Source organism: Aminobacter sp. Y103A, assembly GCF_030294925.1.
GTDB lineage: Bacteria > Pseudomonadota > Alphaproteobacteria > Rhizobiales > Rhizobiaceae > Aminobacter > Aminobacter ciceronei.
This window is the reverse complement of sequence record NZ_AP017986.1, coordinates 3,881,069-3,894,994: the sequence shown is the minus strand read 5'-3', so window position 1 is coordinate 3,894,994 and position 13,926 is coordinate 3,881,069. Positions and strand designations below refer to the sequence as shown.

The following is a 13,926-nucleotide window of genomic DNA, read 5'->3' as shown; positions in this document are numbered from 1 at the left end:
AATTAACAAAGCCAGTCAGGCTGGTCTTTACCAATTGCTGCTAATCCCAAGCCGCAACAGGGAGGGCGGCCAGGGAATGGTTGGGGCAAGTCGCATCGCTGAACGGTTCAACGGCCTGTCGGTGCTGGGGCAGTCCTGCGTGATCGTGGCCACCGCGACGCTCGGTGCCGACCTTTTGACGCTGATCTTCTACTCGATCTTCTTCTCGGACCGGCTGCTGCTCGACCTCGTGCTGACTAGCCTGATCGTTGTCGCCGTGGCGGGGCCGTTGTCCTATTTCTTCATGGGCCGCAGCGCCAGGCTGGTCGAGCTTGCGGCCGAGCTCGACCGGGCCAATCGCCTCGATGACCTGACCGGCCTGCTGAACAGGCGAACCTTCCTGCTTCAATCCAGGCAGATCGTCAGTGACCACGCAGATGGCAAGGGCGCCGGAATGCTGCTCTTTATCGATGCCGATCATTTCAAGGCGATCAACGACCGCGAGGGTCACGCCATGGGCGATGCCGTGCTGCAGGAAATCGGCGCGGCGCTGGCTTCGAGCATTGGCGCTGGGGATATTGCCGGGCGGCTGGGCGGTGAAGAATTCGTCGTACTGCTGGTGGGTGCCGGCGAGGACACGGCAACGCTGGTGTGCGAACGCCTGCGGCGCAAGGTCAAGGCGATATCAGCCATCGTCGGCATGAGCGGCCGCGAGGTCACTGTCAGCATCGGCGTATCGAAACACCAGCGGGGCCAAAGCCTCGATGCGCTTCTCCTGGCCGCCGACAGGAACCTCTATCTCGCCAAAGCCAATGGTCGCGACCGTATCGTCAAAGCCGATGGCAAGCTGGCTGCCGCCTGAACAGCCTTGTCGTTCCGATTGCTCTGCAACTCGATCCTAGCTGCCGGCATGCGCCATATGCTGGAAGCGGCGAACCATGCGCCAGCCAGAAGCCACCAGCCGGTCGGCCGGCGGCGCCACCGGCAGCACCGGCTGGGTTAGCATACGGCGCAATTCGGCTGGCCCGATCTCGCTGGTCATGACGATGCGCGACAAGGTGTACGGGTCTTCCGTCGTCGTCGTCATCGCATGCCTGACCCGGCACGCCGAGGTGAAGCCGGCGCCGCGCACCAGCGCGCGCGTGGTGCGACTCGAATAACCATGCGGGTAGGCGAAGCTGTGCACCGGCCGCTTCAGGCCGTGTTCGAGGGCGAGCTTGCTGTCATGTATCTCGCGTGCGGCATCGCTGGCCGACAGGATGTCCAACTGCGGATGGCTGACTGTATGGGCGCCGATTTCGATGCCTTCGCAGGCCAGCGCGCGCAGATCACCCCACCCGAGCATCGGCCGGTCGCCTTCGCCAGATGAAGCAAGCCACTGGCTGGTCTTGCCGACCAAGCCAGAGACGACATAGAGCGTCGCGGCAAAACCGTGGCGTTCCAGAATGGGCATGGCGCCGATGAGAAAATCCTGCAGCCCGTCGTCGAAGGTGATGCAGACGGTGCGCGGCGGCAAAGGCCGCTTTTCCCTGAAGATCGTCGCCAGCGCCGAGATCGTCACCGGGCGGAAGCCGCCTTCGGCCAGCACCTGCATGTGGCGCTCGAACTCGTCGGGCAGCATCATCCAGCGCCGGTAGGGCGCAGCACAGCTGGTGTCGATGCTGTGATAAACCAGGATAGGCACGGATGGGCGCATAGCTGTCGATCCTCCCTTGAAGGCGACCTCGTGCCCGTTTGCCGAGGGAGCGATGCCGGATGACGGGCTGCGTGTTGCGGCATAGCGGCTGCGCAGATAGCCCGGCACGCCAGCAGCGATGCCGAGCCTCTCGCGCCAGACCAGATTGCTCGGATAATCGCCCGGCAGGCGCTGGTTCTTGGGCGATGTCGGGCCGGCCATGTGGGCGATGCCGGCAGGCATGGCGCGCGCCAGCCGCAAGGCTGCCGCCGGTTCGTCGATGACGACCTTGGTGAGATAGGCGCCGAGGCCCATTCCATAGCCGAAGGCTTGGCGGCGCATGCCGTCCTCGCCGCGGCGATGATGGTGCCAAAGCAGCGCACGCGGGTCGTAAACAAGCTGGAAGCCGGCCTGGACCACGGCGTAGAAGGAGGCGAGATCGTCGCCGCCGCGCGCCAGCGTGCCGGCGCCCAGCGCTGAATCGAAGCCGCCAATCTGGCGCAGCGCCTCGGTCCTGAACGCCATGTTGGCGCCCGAGCCGAACTGTCCGGCGGTGAAGGGAAAAAGCGACCCCGCCGGCCTGTTGCCGGCGAGATCGAAGACCTTACGCGCAAAGCCCTTGCCGAAGCCGCCATGGCGCTCGGTCCAGAATTGCGCGCGTGTGTCGAGCTCTGCCGGCAGGATCAGGCCGGTGACGCAGCCGACCCGGCCGTCGCGGTCGAAATTTGCGGCCATCGCCGCCACCCAGTTGGGGTCGACGACGACATCGTCGTCGGTGAACAGCGCCAGCTCGGACGACAGGTTGGCAAGCCCGGCATTGTGGGCGCGGCCAAGGCCCGGCACGTCTTCCCTGACATAACGCACCGCGCGCGCACCGCCGTAACGCCGGGCGATCAGATCAGCAGTCTGCGAGGAGGACGGCGCATTGTCGACGACGACGATCTCGAAGGGCTGATAGGTCTGGAGCAGCAGTGAATCGAGGCATCGCGCCAGGCTTTCGGCGCGATCGCGCGTGGCGATGACGACGCTGGCGAACGGCCCGTCCTTCCTGGGCAGCGGCGCGTCGTGCTGGAACGTGCTGTCCTGCACCGCCTGGTTCTCGCTGATGCGGCGGCGCAGCTCGAACGTCGTCAGCACGTCCTCGTCGAAATCGAACTCCATGATCGTCACCGGACGGCCTTGACGGCGAATGAGACAGAAGACGCCGCCGTAGCGCTGGTCGGTTGCCGCGTCGAACATCGGCACATCGTTCATCGGCCGGCAGACGTCGACGTCGAGGATCTTGATCGGGTGAAACTCGGGCACGCTCATGCTTGCCTCCGTGGGCGGCTCAAGCGGGCGCCGACATAACCCATCGTCGTGTAGCCAAGGCCGAAGAAGATGCCGGCCGCGCGGGCAAGCCCCCACATGTCGAACTTCAGCATCGCATCGCCAAGCCCACGCAGAACGCCTGCCGGCAGGACGCGCATGACATAGCGCTGTTCGCTGGACAATCCGTCCAGCGCGCCCACGGCGTTGACGACCTGCGTCTTGGAACGACCTTCGGCGAGGCAGCGCTTGCGGAAGTAGCCCCAGGCGGCACGCTCGGCGGTGACCTGATGGTGCACGCTCATATCAGGATCGTAGAGGATGAGCGAGCCGGGAATGGCCTGGAGTGCGCGGATGCAGAGCTCCGTCTCCTCGCAGCCGGCAGCATCGGCTGCGGTGCGGCCGATGCCTTCGCGGAACCCCCCCGTCAACTCGACGATGCTGCGGCGGAACGACATGTTGCAGCCGATGGGATTGCGCACCGGCTCGACCTTTTCGGGCTGGCCGCGATAGCTGCAGCCGACAACCCACTGGAACTCTTCCGGGAACCAGCGCGGACGATCGACCTGCCACATCGGCTGCACGCGGCCGCCCAGACCGATGACCGAGGGATTGCGATAGTGCGGCAGCATCTTCTCCAGCCAATCGGGGGCGGCGACCGCGTCGTCGTCGAGGAAGGCCAGGATTTCGCTGCTCGCCCGCCTGACGCCGGTGTTGCGGGCACCCGAAAGGCCGCGCGCGCCTTCGTTCACGATGACGGTGATGGCCGGATAGGTGGCGAAGAAAAAAGCCCACAGCGGCATGTTGTGGTCGATGACCACGATGATCTCGGTTGCCTTGGTGCGTTGCGCGAGCACGGAGGCGATGGCGCGATGAAGCTGTTCGCGACGGTTGTCGGCGTAGGCGCAGATGATGACTGATACCGAAGTCGCCGACGCCGTCATGATCGCTGGCCTAGACGCTGGGTTGGTGTTGTCCGGTCGTGCTGCGGGGCGGGACGGCCGGTCGCGCCGGGCGGGAGACGCCAAGGCGAACGATCGTCTTCAGCACCCGCCAACCATCGGGAATGGTGCGCAGGTTGCTGACGCCATGGATGCGCGGGAACTCCTTGCTCGCAACCTCGAACACATTGAGGTTGGCGCGCAGTGCCTGGACGTTCATTTCGGTCTCGATTTCGAAACCCGTCGCGTCCTCGATGTTGAGATAAGGCAGCACGTCGCGCCAGAAGGCATTGTAGCCGTAGCAGAGATCGGTGAATTTGCCGCCGAAGCGCATGCGCACGAGCGTCAAAAGTCCCCAGTTGCCGAGCCGGCGATACCACTCCATGTCAGTGGTATCGCCGCCCTGCATGAAGCGCGAGCCCTTGACGAAGTCGGCGCCCGCGAGCAGCGCGCCGACGAAGGCCGGGATCTCGCCGGGATCGGCAGAGCCGTCGGCGTCGAGCGTGACGATAATGTCACCCTTGGCGGCGTTGAAGCCGGTGCGCAGGGCAGCACCCTTGCCGCGTCGATCCTGCTGCAGCACGACGATGTCGGGCAGAAGCGACCTTGCGACCTCTATCGTGTCGTCGGTCGAGTTGCCATCGACGAGGATGACCTCATCCACCCATACAGGGATGTGCGGCAGGACGTGAGGAAGGTTCTTGGCCTCGTTCTTCGCCGGCACCACCACACTGATGCGCGGTGTGCCGCTGGTCGCCAAGCCTGCCAGCTTGAAGACCTCCATTGCAGGCCGATGCGGAAATGCTGCCGCCGTCATACTGGTTACTCCAACCCAAAGTTGGTGCGGCATATCCAATGACGACGCGAACCAAATGTTACAGACGCAGCACAGCACAGCCTGACGAGCACAACTTCGCAGGGAGGTCGTTACCGATCAAAAAATCTGGACGCAAGTGTCTTGTTAGCCCCACTCGCCGATATGAAATTTACCATATATTGTGTTTTTGTAAACCATATGTAGTATTCGTGTGAAGTTTCCGCGCTATTGGTTCTGCTGGTAGATGTGGATTTGTATGAACTTTCCACATCAATGTTTATTATTAGAAAAACAGATGTTAATCTGAATTAAACTGCTGCGAACGCGTTGGCATGCGCTCTGCGACAGGCATACGTCAATTCATGCGCGGCGTATTAGGTGGTGCTTTAATATTAAATCCTTTCACTCGAAGTCTCGGCAAATTCGGGTATTCCTGGTCGAGATGCACGCTGCAGTCCCGTGATGGTTGCACGCAGCCATGCCGTGCACGAACCGTTCGCAATATTGTGATCAGCATGAAAAGCGTGATCTTGCCGCCGCCTGGCGCCGGTGCGGCGAAATCGCAACATTCATACATATGTCTGTTAGCAACCGCTGAGATAATGCCTGTGGTTGAATGACGGGCCGGGGCGTTCATGTTAGGTTGGGAGGAAATCAGGAGGCGGGGGCCACCAGCACGATCAGCGGCGTTCGGACACAGCGCCTGTGACATGTTCCGTGCGCCCGATTGTTCGAGGACCAAACTTGCCTAGCCCACAGCGACCCGAAACTCCTCCTGCCCCCGATGCTTTCGACGACTGGGTTCTCCTGACCCGCAAGTGGGACGAGGCCTACAAGGACTACCTGACCGTACGCGAAGCGCGGGCCACGGCTGAGGCCGCGTCGGGCACGCCTGATCCTGAGTTGAAGCGCTGGGAGGACGAAGCGCTGGCTACGTTGGCTGAAATCAAGGCCGAGATGGACAAGGTCGTGGCCGAGACGCGGCTACGACGCCAGCCCATCGGCGGCTCCCTCGTCGTCGGCAGGATCGGTCGTGACGAGGGCGAAACGTCTCCCAGTTCCGAGCACGATCCCGACAAGAAGTAGGCGCGAGCTGCACCGTGCCGGGCGATCCGCTCGCGTGGTGGCCGCGCACGCAACCTCCATGGGCCTGGGCATCTAAGGGCTATTTCCAGCGTGCGCGGTTGCGGTGTATTTAGGATGAGTGAGAACGCGAGACGCCCAGCGAAGCGCATTTTTCTTGCCGGCCATCGCGGCGACGCTGGCTTGGCTGGCGATGCTGTCGCTGTTTGCCGGTGCGACCGTCACCGCAGAGTTTCCCTCGATCGAACTCGAGACGACGTCCAGTGACACGCTTGACGGTGTGTTGCGCGCCGCGTTGAACGCTCCCGAGCTCGATCGCGCAGCAGAGGGAGGGGACGCAAAAGGCTGGCAACCCTTCGTCGAAGCCGAACGCCACCGGCTGGAAGAGCTGATCCGCGGCCAGGGCTATCTCCACGCGCGGGTCGAGATGCCGGATGCTGCCGATGACGCGGGCTCTTCCGATAAGGTCACGCTCAAGCCGGTCACCGGCCCGATTTTCCGTGTCGGCATGGTCGAGGTCGACGGTCTCCAAGACGTTGCCACCGATACAGTGCGCGACGACGTTTCCCGACAGATGATGGAGGCGGTCGGCAAGCCAGCACGCGGCGATCTTCTGGCGACCCTCGAAGACGAAGTTTTGTGGCGGCTTCGCACTGCATCCTATCCGTTTGTCCGCGTCACCGAACGCGAGTTGCTGCCGATCCCGGGGCGGGCGCTGGCGACAGCCCGTATCGTCGTCGAGCCGGGGGCGTCGGCGCGGTTTGGCGCCGTCGCCTACAGTGGCCTTGTCGGTCTCAGGCAAGACGAGCTGGGCCGCCTGCAGCCCTTCAAGCAGGGCGATCCGTACAATCCCGATGTGCTCGAGCGTTTCCGCGAGGCGCTGCTCGGACATCCGTCGGTCAAGGCCGTCAGGCTGCGGCTGCCGGAGGCGGTGGACGCCGACGGCCAGTTGCAGCTTCGCGCCGAAATCGAGGAAGATCAGCTCCGCGCCGAAGACGTGGCCGGCAATTATCGGACCGGGCTCGTTGCGGCCGTTTCGGCGATTGCCGCGCTGGCGATCCGGCAGGTTTCAGTCGCCAGCCTGCGTCCTGGCCGCTCGCGTTGGCCGCTCTGGTTCGAGGTGGTGCCGGTGCTGCTGCTCGCCGCTGCATTCTACGTGATCGCGCAAAGGATGCTGCTGTTGGCGTTCCCTGGCTGAGGGGCGGGACACGGCAATTCCAGGAAAACTGCGTAGCGTTTTCCGTCCGGACAGAACTCTAGGTATCCTTGAAGCCGATCGTCCATTTCGCCGCGTGCCGCACGCGGGCGTCGACGGCGGTGATCGGCAGCTTTTCCAGGAAGTATTCGGCGTGCGCGTGTGGGGTCGCGCCAAATCGCTGCTTGTAGTGCGCAAGCGAGGCCGAGGCGCCGGTCTCGCCAAAATGGTAGTAGCGGCAGCCGCTGTGGCAGGCCTCTTCGATGGCGAGTTTCTGGATCAGGTCGTTGGCGCCTGAGCTGCCCAGCGCATGGCGGTCGATCGCGCCGCGGGCGTCGTTGACGTTGCCATATTGCAGCACGAAGGCGGCCGCCGCCGGCTTGCCGTCGACCCAGGCGACCCAGATGCGGCAGGCCTCGCCGAAATGCCGGGCGATCGAGCTGAATTTTGCCATCGGATCGCGCTTGCGCCCACGCAGATGTGCCAGCATGCGCGGTTCGTGCTGCTTGTCGGCCCAGCGGTCGAAGGATGTGCGCAGCAGCTGGTGGAAGACGGGCACCAGCTTGCCGGTGGTGTCGCGCTCGACGACGATGCCACCGCGTTCGGCCTTGCGCACCCGCGTCCGCGTCGTCTTCTTGAAGCGCGTCGACCAGACCGCGTCGAAGCCGCCGTCGAGGTCGAGGATGTGGGCAAGGCCAGGCACCGAGGTGACATGGGCAGGTGCCGCGGCGGCCCACAGATGGGCATGGCGCGGATTGGGTCTTACCGAGATCCTGAGGTAGGGCAGACGGCCCAGGTCTTCGAAAATCGCGCGCAGATGTTCAACCTTCGGTACTAGCGATGAGAGCACGCCGCCGCGACCCCAGGCATAAGGCATCGACTCGGCGACCGACAGCCGGGCCGGCAGGTGCCTGTTGCGCACCATCGGCAGCACGTAGTGATGTCCGCCTGCAAAACGGTAGGCGCGGCTGGCGTCCTGGTATTTGCCGAGGGCGCACAGGCTGTCGAGCCAGGCCGGCGACTGGTAGGGCAGGGCTTCGGGATCGGCGAGCATCAGGCGATGCCAGAGGTCGCGCGGCGCCGGGCTCTGCACGTCGAAAACCGCCGTCGTGCTCGCCGCGGCGTGCACGTCCTGTGCGCTCCCAAAATTTGTCGGATCGGTATCCGTCCGAAGCCTCCCACTTTCCACCCAATGTCGCAGATTTTGTGAGATATCACTACCTTTGCAGCCCCGGCGTTGCTTTCCAGATTCGCCTTTGTTCAGAAACGGTTACCGCACTGCCATAAAGATATTGTTTATCACAATTTTGTTATTTCTTCGTGATGGAAAACAATCTCCGAAACGCCAATCAAAGTCAAAGTCACTTAAATAAAGCATTCCGGACAGATAGCCGCTATTTTGACAAGCAAGTCGATGCGTGGAAAATCCCAGAACATGATCTTGGATATGAGTTGGAATGGGTCATGTCATTTACCTGGCGCGGTGAAACAGCTTGACGCGGCGTCTGGCAACCGTCCTAGTTAACAGATCGTAAGCGACAGATTTCCGGGTAACCGGCAATGCGCGCGAACCGCCTTTCGCGGAACCACGCAGGCAACGGCCGGCACCCCCTATCGCGACGAGCCAGTGTGTTCAGGCCTATCGGGTTGGTGCATGGGTAAGGAATTGTGGGGCGTGGCGCTGGCGGGCGCCTGGTGGTTCGGGCATGCGAGCGCCTTGGCGCAAGGCGTCGAGCCGCCACTGATCAAGGGGCAATGGGAGCGGATCTTCACCGAAGAGTTCGACCAGCCAAAGCTCGATCGCGACAAGTGGACCCGCTGCTACTGGTGGGACAAGGACGGCTGTACCAATCTCGCCAACAACGAACTGCAGTGGTACATGCCCGACAATGTCAGCGTCGCCGATGGCGTGCTGCGCCTGACGGCGCGGCCGGAGACGGTGACCGGCCATGAAGGGCGCACCTTCGACTACACGTCGGGCATGGTGACCACGGGGCGTGATTATCTCGAGCGCGCCAAGCCAGACCGTTTCGCCACCACATACGGCTATTTCGAGATCCGCGCCAAGATTCCCAGGGGCAAAGGGCTGTGGCCGGCGATCTGGCTTCTGCCATCGACGCAGGAGCCGCGTCCGGAAATCGACATCCTCGAAGTCCTGGGTCATGCGCCCGACGTCTACGAGATGCACCTGCATTATCTCGACAAGAAGAAGGACTGGAAGAGCGAGGGCAAGAACGCCAAGGTGGTCGACCTTTCGGCCGACTGGCATGCCTATGGCCTGGAATGGCGCAAGGATGCCGTCGTCTGGTATCTCGATGGCAAGGAGATGTGGCGCTACACCAAGCCAGACGGCATCTCGCAGGAACCGATGTACCTGCTCATCAACCTGGCCGTCGGCGGCAACTGGCCGGGGTCGCCTGACGCCAGGACCAAATTCCCGGCCGATTTCCTGATCGACTATGTTCGTGTCTGGCGGCGTGCCGGGTCATGACCGCGCACCCGCCCACCCTGCGGCACCGAGAGCCCACGGCACAGGCGGGCGGCAGTGGTTGGCGATCACTCATCCCGCAGGCGCTGATGGGCTCGTCGCTGATGCGCAACGGCTACGCGCTGATCGCCAACAGCGGCCTGAGTGCGGTGCTGGGGCTGGCGTTCTGGTTCCTGGCGGCGCGTTACTGTTCGCAGGAGGCGATCGGTCTCGGCGGCGCCATCACCGCCACCATTGTCAACCTGTCCAACGCTGCCCAGCTCAATTTTGGCAACCTGCTGGTTCGTTTCGTGCCGACTGTCGGCGGCCGCGCCGGCCGGTTGATCCTGTTCGCCTACGCCACGTCCTTCATCGCCTCGGTCGTCGTCGCTATCGTCTTCCTGCTGGTCGTCGGCGCCTTCATGCCCAAACTCGACGTGCTGACCGAGAGCGCGGGCGTCATCCTGTGGTTCGTGGCGACCGTCGCCGTCTGGTCGGTGTTCGCGCTGCAGGACAGTGCGCTGTCGGGCCTGCGCCAGTCGATCTGGGTGCCGGTCTCGAAGACAATCTACCAGGTCGTCAAGATCGCCATGCTCATCCCGCTGGCGCTCGCCGGGCTCGGATGGGAGGCCATCGCACTGTCGTGGACCGCACCGGTTCTGGTCTTCGTTCTCGCCGTCAACCTGCTGATTTTCAAGCGCCTCGTGCCCAAGGCGCAAGCCGGAACCGGCCATGCCAATCTGATTGACCGACGCGCCATGGCGCGCTTCTTCGGCTGGGACTACATCGGCTCGGTGTCGATGATGGTGGCCTGGACGGCGACACCGCTGGTCGTGCTCAATTTTGTCGGTGCGGCCGAAAGCGCCAGCTTCTTCGTCGCCTGGACGATCTTCACCTCGCTTTATTATGTCGGCAGCTCGATGGGGCTGTCGCTGCTCGCCGAGGGCGCCAGCGACACCGGCCGGCTGCGCGCGCTGGCGGCGGATGCGGCTGTGATGTCGGTGCTGCCGCTGCTCGGCCTCGTCGCGCTGATGCTGGTGTTCGCCCATCCCATCATGTCGGTGTTCGGTGCGGCCTACGCCACCGAAGGTGCTGCGATCCTCAGGGTGTTCACACTGGCCAGTGTCGTATCGGCCGTGCTCTCGATCTATCTGTCGATCGCCCGCACCAAGGGCTGGATGCGTTCGGTGGCGGCGGCCGAAGTCGCGACGCTGGTCATAGCCCTCGGCGCCGGCGCGCTTCTGGTGCGCAGTGAAGGGCCGATCGGCATGGCGCATGCCTGGCTGCTGGCGATGCTGGTGGTAACATTTGGCGTCGGCGCGCTCGCCCTCGTCACCAGCCGCCGCCACAGCATGCACGACTGGGGTCTGGCGGTTGCCGCTTCGCTGAAGTCGCTCTCGGCCCAGTTCCTGCCTTTCGGCCGCAACAAGGGCATTGCCGTTCCTGGTGACGCCGAGCTCCGGCCGCTCCTGGCAAAGACCGGAAGCTCCGCTGCCTCGGGCTGGCATGCGCTGAAATCCGAGCATGGACCCGAAGGAACTGACATCGTCTACCTCGGGGACCCGGTGCTGGACGAGGCGGTGCGGCACGCGCCCGTTCGGTCGCAAGGCACTTATGCCGTTCTCCGCAGCGCGCGCAACCCGATCGCCGCCGCCTATCTCGAGCGCCTGGTCGACAATCTCGACCTGCTGCACGCGGATACGCGTCTTCAGCCGCTGTGGCCGATGTTGCCGACGAGGCTGTCAGTCACCCGTATCGGCGGAGCCGTCGATTGCATCGAGGCGATGGCACCTGGGACGGATGGGCGGGTGCTGCTGCGCGACGCGTCCGAGCGGCAGACGGGCCTCGAAGCCGCGGCGAAGGCCGTGGCCATCTTGCACGGCCAGACAGCCGCCATGCGGACCATCGACGACGTCTGGTTCCACGAATGGGTCGAACGTCCGGCGGCAAAGCTTGCGCAGCTCGGCGGATCGACGATGTTGGCAGCAGCACGGCGTCGGGCGATAGAACGTTTCGTTGGCCAGCAGCGGCGCTACTGGCTCGGTCGCCAGGTGCGTCTCGGCTGGTGCCATGGCGATCTTTGGCCGCAAAACCTGAACTTCGCCTCGGGGCAGGGCAGTGCCGCCCGACTTGCCAGCCTGCTGGAATGGGGCAATGCGCGATCCAACGCGCCACGTGGCTTCGACGGCTGCGTTCTGGCTGTCGCCATGCGCATGATGACCAGCAGCGAGCCGCTCGGCGCGGCCGTTGCCGATCTCTTGTGGACGCCGGAGTGGCGCAACGACGAGCGGCAGTGGCTGGGCATCGGCTCGGACGGGGACGATGACTGGAGCGGCGATGGCGCGGCGATCCGTGCCATGGTCGGCCTCGTCTGGCTGCATCAGGTTAGCGAGCGGGCGCGGCGCCCGGCGCATTCGGGCGTCGGCCGGCTTTGGATTGCGTCAAATGTCGATCGTGTTCTTAGGATCGTCTCCACCGATGGAGGCGCAATATGAATGTGATGACGCGGGAATCCAGTCTTGCCATGTCGCCGGCGCTGAAGGCGCCGCCCCTGGCGGATGCTGGCCGTGTCTCGACAGCGCCGTTCAACCTCGCGTCGATCTGTCTTTGCCTGGCCTTTGCTTTATGGCTGGCCGTCCTGTTCGTCACCGATCCTGCCGGTGTCGACGACTATGGCCTGATCTCTGTCCTGCCAGGCATCATCTGGGTGGCCTATGCCGCCGTCGGCCTCGGCTTTGCCTTGAGCCTGAGGCGCGGCGTCTGCGAGACGCCGATGCCGCTGTTGATGATCGTCATGCTGGTGCTGCTGCTTCATGGCACCCCGGCCATCGTCTATGACGAGTTGCGTTACGCCTGGGCCTGGAAACATGTCGGTGTCGTCGACTATGCCCAGCGGCACGGCCAGATCGATCCGAAGGCGCCATTCCTTGCCACCTACGCCAATTGGCCCGGCCTGTTCGTCTTCTGCGCCGCGATCGCCAACCTGTTCGACATCAAACCGATCCAACTGGCTGACATCGCCCGCTTTTCGCCGCCGGCGCTTAACCTGCTCTATGTGTTGGTGCTGCCGCAGATCTATCGCCGCTTCACCGCCGACCCACGGCTGGTGTGGGGCGGGGTCTGGCTGTTCGTCATCGGCAACTGGATCGGCCAGGACTATTTCTCGCCGCAGGGCGTCGCCTTTCTGTTCTATCTCTTGCTGGTCGCGCTTTGTGTCGGCCCGCTGCGGATCGTGCCCGGCTGGGCCGACCCGAACGGGCGTGGCTTTTCCAAGTTTTGCGGCCGTTATTTCGCCTTCGTCTCGCGTGGCCAGCCGCCGGTGACGCTGGCCGTCCCGCCAAAACTGCGTGCCGTAGCCTCACTGGCGGCCATGGCGCTGATCGTGATGATCACGGCGACCCACCCGCTCACGCCGATAGTCGTGCTCATGGCCCTTGGCGGCCTCTGGGTCATCGGACAATTGAGCCTTGGCTACCTCGTCTTTGCCGGCCTCGTCGAAGTCACATGGCTGCTGTTCTACGCCGACGGCTACATGTCCTCGGTCCTGCCCGAGCTGGTCCAGCGTTTCGGCGACACCTCGAACGAGATCAGCGAGCGCCTGGTGGATACCTCGATCGTCAGTGAAGGACAGGTGGTGGTGTCCTTGGCGTCGCGAGCGCTGACCGGTGCGATCGCGTTGGCGGCGGTCCTCGGCGGTCTGCGCCGGCTCGTGGCGGGGTTCCGCGACGGTCCGGCCATCGTGCTGACGCTGGCTCCAGCCTTCATGATCGTTGCCACCTCCTATGGCGGCGAGATCGTGTTCCGCGTCTATCTCTTTGCACTGCCTTTCCTGACCTTCTTTGCCGCGGCACTGTTTTTCCCATGGTCCGGCTCCCAGCGCGACGCCATCGCGCGCTACGCCATCGGCACGTTCGGCGCCGTGCTCACGGTCGCTTTCGTCCTCGCCAACAACGGCAAGGACCGCCAGTACACCTTCTCACGGGCCGAAGTGGAGGCGTCGGAATGGCTCTACAGCAACGCGCCGGCCGGTTCGGTGCTTGTCGAGGGCGCGCCCAACTATCCCGAGCAGTTCATGAACTACGAGAACTTCACCTATGTGCCGATCTCCAACGAGAGCAAGCAATCCATTTCAGCGGTTCTCGCCGATCCGGCTACCGAGCTCGGGGACTGGTTGCGTGCGGTGCCGGCAGGCTCCGCCTTCATCATCATCACGCGCAGCCAGAAGGCCTACATCGACGATCTCGGCGTGATGCCGAAAGGCTCGCTCGACGCGATCGAAGAAGCCTTGCGCGGCTCGGCGCGCTTCCGCCTGGTGCGCGCTACGGCCGACGCGAGCGTCTTTGCGCCAAACGAACAGGGAATCGGGATGGGCGAGTGGATCAAGTAATGAAGGCGGCGAAGCATGAACATGAAGAAGCGGCCGGTCACATCGGAGGATACGGCTTCGTGAACGGTGCTGCT

At 63.8% G+C, this 13,926-nt stretch carries 10 protein-coding genes; 6 read left to right on the top strand and 4 right to left on the bottom strand.

Features of this window, described 5'->3' with window-relative positions:
* Window positions 1–76 precede the first annotated feature (76 nt).
* Complete coding sequence (locus Amn_RS19075) at window positions 77–841, top strand: GGDEF domain-containing protein (protein ID WP_067960113.1); 765 nt, start codon at window positions 77–79, stop codon at window positions 839–841.
* Between the two features lie 36 nt (window positions 842–877).
* On the opposite strand, the gene Amn_RS19070 is transcribed toward Amn_RS19075, so the two are convergent.
* From Amn_RS19070 to Amn_RS19060, 3 genes are read right to left on the bottom strand one after another with little or no spacing between them, the layout of a single operon-like run.
* Complete coding sequence (locus tag Amn_RS19070) at window positions 878–2,965, bottom strand: polysaccharide deacetylase family protein (protein WP_182573229.1); 2,088 nt, start codon at window positions 2,963–2,965, stop codon at window positions 878–880.
* Window positions 2,962–3,906 (bottom strand): glycosyltransferase family 2 protein, encoded by a 945-nt coding sequence (locus Amn_RS19065; protein ID WP_286290923.1) that lies wholly within the window; start codon window positions 3,904–3,906, stop codon window positions 2,962–2,964. Before Amn_RS19065 ends, Amn_RS19070 begins: the two co-directional genes overlap by 4 nt.
* Before the next feature lie 10 nt (window positions 3,907–3,916).
* Window positions 3,917–4,720, bottom strand: coding sequence for a glycosyltransferase family 2 protein (locus tag Amn_RS19060; RefSeq protein ID WP_286290922.1), 804 nt, complete (start codon window positions 4,718–4,720; stop codon window positions 3,917–3,919).
* 744 nt (window positions 4,721–5,464) lie between these two features.
* Here Amn_RS19060 and Amn_RS19055 point away from each other — a divergent pair.
* Complete coding sequence (locus tag Amn_RS19055) at window positions 5,465–5,806, top strand: hypothetical protein (RefSeq protein WP_067960125.1); 342 nt, start codon at window positions 5,465–5,467, stop codon at window positions 5,804–5,806.
* A 154-nt stretch (window positions 5,807–5,960) separates the two neighbouring features.
* Window positions 5,961–7,001 carry a BamA/TamA family outer membrane protein gene (locus tag Amn_RS19050; RefSeq protein ID WP_067960128.1) on the top strand — a complete coding sequence of 347 codons (1,041 nt, stop codon included), beginning with the start codon at window positions 5,961–5,963 and terminating at the stop codon, window positions 6,999–7,001.
* Window positions 7,002–7,059: 58 nt separating this feature from the next.
* On the opposite strand, the gene Amn_RS19045 is transcribed toward Amn_RS19050, so the two are convergent.
* Window positions 7,060–8,127, bottom strand: a complete 1,068-nt coding sequence (locus Amn_RS19045) for a GNAT family N-acetyltransferase (RefSeq protein WP_067960132.1) — start codon at window positions 8,125–8,127, stop codon at window positions 7,060–7,062.
* Between the two features lie 525 nt (window positions 8,128–8,652).
* On the opposite strand from Amn_RS19045, the gene Amn_RS19040 reads away from it, so the two are divergent.
* The 3 genes from Amn_RS19040 to Amn_RS19030 all read left to right on the top strand — a co-directional run bounded on the left by Amn_RS19040 (window position 8,653) and on the right by Amn_RS19030 (window position 13,852).
* Window positions 8,653–9,489, top strand: a complete 837-nt coding sequence (locus Amn_RS19040; RefSeq protein WP_083948543.1) for a glycoside hydrolase family 16 protein — start codon at window positions 8,653–8,655, stop codon at window positions 9,487–9,489.
* Window positions 9,490–9,575: 86 nt separating this feature from the next.
* Window positions 9,576–11,960 (top strand): phosphotransferase, encoded by a 2,385-nt coding sequence (locus tag Amn_RS19035; protein WP_286290921.1) that lies wholly within the window; start codon window positions 9,576–9,578, stop codon window positions 11,958–11,960.
* Window positions 11,957–13,852 carry a hypothetical protein gene (locus tag Amn_RS19030; protein ID WP_157097057.1) on the top strand — a complete coding sequence of 632 codons (1,896 nt, stop codon included), beginning with the start codon at window positions 11,957–11,959 and terminating at the stop codon, window positions 13,850–13,852. The genes Amn_RS19035 and Amn_RS19030 overlap by 4 nt, the downstream gene beginning before the upstream one ends.
* The last annotated feature ends 74 nt before the right edge of the window (window positions 13,853–13,926 follow it).

Excerpts from the sequence above, each read along its gene's own strand:
- Amn_RS19075 (WP_067960113.1), top strand. The coding sequence starts at position 77 with ATGGTTGGGGCAAGTCGCATCGCTGAACGGTTCAACGGCCTGTCGGTG.
- Amn_RS19070 (WP_182573229.1), bottom strand. The coding sequence starts at position 2,965 with ATGAGCGTGCCCGAGTTTCACCCGATCAAGATCCTCGACGTCGACGTC.
- Amn_RS19065 (WP_286290923.1), bottom strand. The coding sequence starts at position 3,906 with ATGACGGCGTCGGCGACTTCGGTATCAGTCATCATCTGCGCCTACGCC.
- Amn_RS19060 (WP_286290922.1), bottom strand. The coding sequence starts at position 4,720 with ATGACGGCGGCAGCATTTCCGCATCGGCCTGCAATGGAGGTCTTCAAG.
- Amn_RS19040 (WP_083948543.1), top strand. The coding sequence starts at position 8,653 with ATGGGTAAGGAATTGTGGGGCGTGGCGCTGGCGGGCGCCTGGTGGTTC.
- Amn_RS19035 (WP_286290921.1), top strand. The coding sequence starts at position 9,576 with ATGGGCTCGTCGCTGATGCGCAACGGCTACGCGCTGATCGCCAACAGC.
- Amn_RS19030 (WP_157097057.1), top strand. The coding sequence starts at position 11,957 with ATGAATGTGATGACGCGGGAATCCAGTCTTGCCATGTCGCCGGCGCTG.